The organism is Streptomyces katrae (assembly GCF_000966975.1).
Taxonomy (GTDB): domain Bacteria; phylum Actinomycetota; class Actinomycetes; order Streptomycetales; family Streptomycetaceae; genus Streptomyces; species Streptomyces katrae.
This window is the reverse complement of record NZ_JZWV01001185.1, coordinates 1-3,697: the sequence shown is the minus strand read 5'-3', so window position 1 is coordinate 3,697 and position 3,697 is coordinate 1. Positions and strand designations below refer to the sequence as shown.

Sequence of the window (3,697 nt, the reverse complement as noted above, 5' to 3'; positions counted from 1 at the left end):
GTGGGAGCCCCGCCCCGGGTCGGTGAGAGTGATCGACACGGCCACGAACACGGAGATCGGACACGTCAGCGTCGGCGTCAATCCGGTTGGCCTGGCGGTTGCCCCCGACGGCCGCCGCGTCTACGTAGCCAACTCCGGATCCGATTCACCTACGGCCTCGCGGTGACACCAGACGGGCGCCGCCTCTACGTCACGGACCAGTTGGGCACGGTGTCCGTCGTCGACACCGCGACCGGCAAGGTGACCGGCGGGCCCATCCCCGTCGGCTGGCATCCGAAGGACGTCGCAGTGAGCCCTGACGGCCGCCGCGCCTACGTCACCGGCGAGGGCTCGGACAGCCTGTCCGTGATCGACACGAGCACCAACAAGGTGACCGACACCATCTACGTCCACCAGCCGACCCGTATCGCGCTGACGCCGGACGGCCGTCACGCCTGGATCACCCAGTTCTGGGGCGGGCTGGTGTGGGTGATCGACTTCTGAACCGGACAAGCGGAGCGGGCCATCAGGGGGGCGGGGTTCATCTGACACCTCCTGGAGCACCTTTTCACCGACCATGCCATGACCGCCCCGTGGACGCTGCGTCCGATGACGTCGGACTCGGCCAGGGCCCGGGAATGGCTCCAGACCCGTCTCCACTGGGGCCGACCGTCCACACCACCTGGCTTGAAACGGCTGGTATTCGCCCAACGCCTGGTCCGCGAAGGCCTTCTGGAGAACGCCAGCTGAACCGACCCGGCAGTCAGTCGGTCCCATCCAGCTGGGCGGATTCAACAAATCGTGGCAACACAGCTTGTGTTGGGGTCTCTCTCCAGGAGTCTGGAGTAGCGAGCTGGTCGCCCAGCAGGCAACCGTCACCCACGGCATGGTCCGCGCCCACAGCGCCACCTTGCGAGGGGATCCGTCCACTGCACCGCCGCGGCCGCCGACGGTACGGCAGGTGACGGGCTGGCGCACCCGCCACCCCACCGCCCTGAGCGAGGAGGACCGCCTCGGCCTGAAGGATGTTGTCCTGGTCACTTACGGGACGGCTCTTAGCCCCCGACCTCGCCGCCCAGTTCCGCGATGAGCCGGCGGTAGGTTTCGAAGGCCTGTTTTGGGGTGTAGTCGTCGTGCAGCAGGCCGAAGTGGGAGAAGATCCCCTCGGCGTGGCTGTCGGCGTCCCGTAGGGCGAAGAGCGAGTAGCCCTCGATGTTCAGCTCGGCGGCGAGGGCGGCCGTGGTCCGGATGACGGTGTCCAGGGCGGCGGCCTGGTGCTGTTCGGTGCGTCCGGGGCCCGTGGGCCAGCCGTTTTCGCAGATGCGGACCGGGATGGTGTCGGGGATGCCTGCCTTCGGCAGACAGGTACGGCGGTACGACGTGAGGACGGCGGTGACCGCGTCCGCCAGCCGGCCGGGGGCGACGGGGCGGAACACATCGGGGAAGAAGTCCAGTCCGACGTAGTCCAGGCTCTGCACGAAGCCCGGGCCGGCCAGGTTTCCCAGGTCGGACCAGAAGGTGTCGGCCGGGTCGAAGGACGGGACGGCGTTGAAACCGACGGCCACGCGGCGGCCGAGGGAGCGGGCCTCCTCCTTGGCGGCGACGACCCCCTGGACCAGCGCGTTCAGGACGTTGGGGGTGCTGCCGTCGACGGGCGGGAGGTTGAGGTTGGGCTCCTCGCAGATCTGGACGCTGGCCAGTCCGGGCCCCCCGTCCCGGACGGCCCCGCGGACGAAGTCCGGCCAGCCGTCGAGCCGACCGGAGGGTTCGCGGAACTGCAGCACCAGGTCCAGGGTGCGGCCGCGCCGGAGACAGGCCTGCGGATCGGCGGGCGTGGGGCCGTACGGGGTCACGGTCGTGGCGAACGAGCGGTAGGCGCGCACCGAGAGCGTGTCCGCGTCGCCCTGCAGTGCGTCGAGGGCGGCGTTGATGCGCTCGGGGTCGTCGGGGGAGACGGGATGGACGATGCCCTGCTCGTCTCCCAGGAGACCGCCGGGATATATGCCGAAGGTCATGGACATGGTCGCCTCCAGGTTCCAAGAATTTTGGTGTCACTCCAAATTTGTGGTGACACTATCATGTGCGGTGTGGGACTCAGAGAGATCAAGAAGCAGCAGACCCGGACGGCGATCGCCGACGCGGCACTGCCGCTGTTCCTGGAGTACGGCTTCGACCGGGTGACGGTCGCCGAGGTGGCACGGCACGCGGGCGTGTCCACCAACACCGTGTTCAACTACTTCCCGGTCAAGGAAGACCTCTTCTTCGACCGGGGGGCGGATGCCGAGGAACACCTGGCCGCCGTGGTGCGTGACCGGGCGCCCGGCGCCTGCCCGGTCGAGGCCGTCTGCGAAGACCTGCTGTCCGGGCTCCGCGAGAACCATCCGATGCTCGGGCTGCAGCCCGGAGCGACGGCGTTCTGGCAGGTGATCCTGGACAGCCCCGCCCTGCTCGCCCGCGAGCGCGAGATCGGCGAACGGGCCGAGGCCGCCTTGACGGCCGCCCTCACCGGGCATCCCCCACACACCGCCGACGCCCCCGGCCACTGCGCTCCCCCGCCGCCCGCGCTCCTCGCGGGGGCCGTCGCCGGCATGCACCGCGCCGCGCTGCGCGAGCTGAGGCAGCGCATCATGGCCGGCGAAGCGCCCGAGGAGGCCCGTGACGCCGTGATCTCGGCCGTGGTCCAGGGGTTCGACCTGATCTGCCGCGGGCTTCACCCCACTGCCGAGCCGAGGTAGGGGGTTACCGCTTCCTTGCGAGAGCCCTGCCTCCTGTGACACCGGGTGTCAGGCCGCCCCACCTACGGTCTGCGCATGGCCACTCAGAATCCCCCTGGGCAATCGACACGTGACTTCGCGACCTGACAGCCCGCACTGAGGCTCTTGCGGGCCGCCAAGACGGGCAAGGGCGGTGCCGAGCCCGTACGCGTGGCGGGTCGCATCGGGCGAAGCGGTGGGAGTCTGGCCCTCCCGCGCCCGGTACCACCGCCCGGTCGAGCCCTTCAGACGGAGTGAGCGGAGCGTGACGAGGGGGCGTCGGCGGGGCCTGTCCGGCTGCCGTCCCAGGCCTGGAGCGGACGGGGAGGGGGCCGGGGAGGACGTGGCCGAGGAGCTGGGCGAGTCGGTCGGCGGCGGGCCTCACGGTCGGGGCCCTTCGGTGAGGAGGAGCTGGCGCACGTCGAGGTAGCCGGAGCGGAATCCGGCTTCGGAGTAGGCGAGGTAGAACTCCCACATGCGCTGGAAGACGGTGTCGAAGCCAAGGGCGGTGACGGCGGGGCGGTTGGCGGCGAACCGTTCCCTCCACAGGCGCAGGGTTTCCGCGTAGTGGGCGCCGTAGCCGTCGTCGGCGACCGTGCGCAAGCCGGCGGCCGCGGAGTGCTGGGCGATGGCCTCGCGGGAGGGGATCAGGCCGCCTGGGAAGACGTACTTGCTGATGAAGGTGTGGGTGGCGGCGGTGTGCAGCATCTGCTCGTGGCCCATGGTGATGGACTGCAGGGCGATGCGGCCGCCGGGGGCGAGGGCGCGGCGCAGCGCGGTGAAGTAGGAGGGCCAGTATTCGGCGCCGACGGCCTCGATCATCTCGACGCTGATCACGGCGTCGTGGCGGCCCTCGGCGTCGCGGTAGTCGCGGAGCTGGACGTCGACCCGGTCGGAGAGTCCGGCGGCGGAGATGCGGGCGCGGGCGAGCCCGGCCTGTTCGGCGGAGAGGGTCAGGGTGGTGA

Annotated in this window: 5 protein-coding genes; 3 read left to right on the top strand and 2 right to left on the bottom strand. The window is 70.4% G+C overall.

Going from position 1 to position 3,697, the window contains the following annotated elements; genetic code table 11:
- The first annotated feature begins 22 nt into the window (after positions 1-22).
- Complete coding sequence (locus VR44_RS49320; protein ID WP_425424558.1) at positions 23-166, top strand: YncE family protein; 144 nt, start codon at positions 23-25, stop codon at positions 164-166.
- Positions 163-483 carry a YncE family protein gene (locus VR44_RS43285; protein ID WP_169791071.1) on the top strand — a complete coding sequence of 107 codons (321 nt, stop codon included), beginning with the start codon at positions 163-165 and terminating at the stop codon, positions 481-483. The genes VR44_RS49320 and VR44_RS43285 overlap by 4 nt, the downstream gene beginning before the upstream one ends.
- A gap of 551 nt (positions 484-1,034) precedes the next feature.
- Here VR44_RS43285 and VR44_RS34645 read toward each other — a convergent pair.
- A complete protein-coding gene (locus tag VR44_RS34645; protein ID WP_052713972.1) occupies positions 1,035-2,000 on the bottom strand; it encodes a hypothetical protein in 966 nt (321 codons plus the stop codon).
- Positions 2,001-2,066: 66 nt separating this feature from the next.
- Between VR44_RS34645 and VR44_RS34640 the strand changes: the two genes are divergently transcribed.
- Entirely contained in the window at positions 2,067-2,714 is a 648-nt protein-coding gene (locus tag VR44_RS34640) for a TetR/AcrR family transcriptional regulator (protein WP_052713971.1), read from the top strand.
- Positions 2,715-3,113: 399 nt separating this feature from the next.
- On the opposite strand, the gene VR44_RS34635 is transcribed toward VR44_RS34640, so the two are convergent.
- The coding region (locus VR44_RS34635; RefSeq protein ID WP_045951612.1) for a class I SAM-dependent methyltransferase at positions 3,114-3,697 on the bottom strand (584 nt) is incomplete at its 5' end.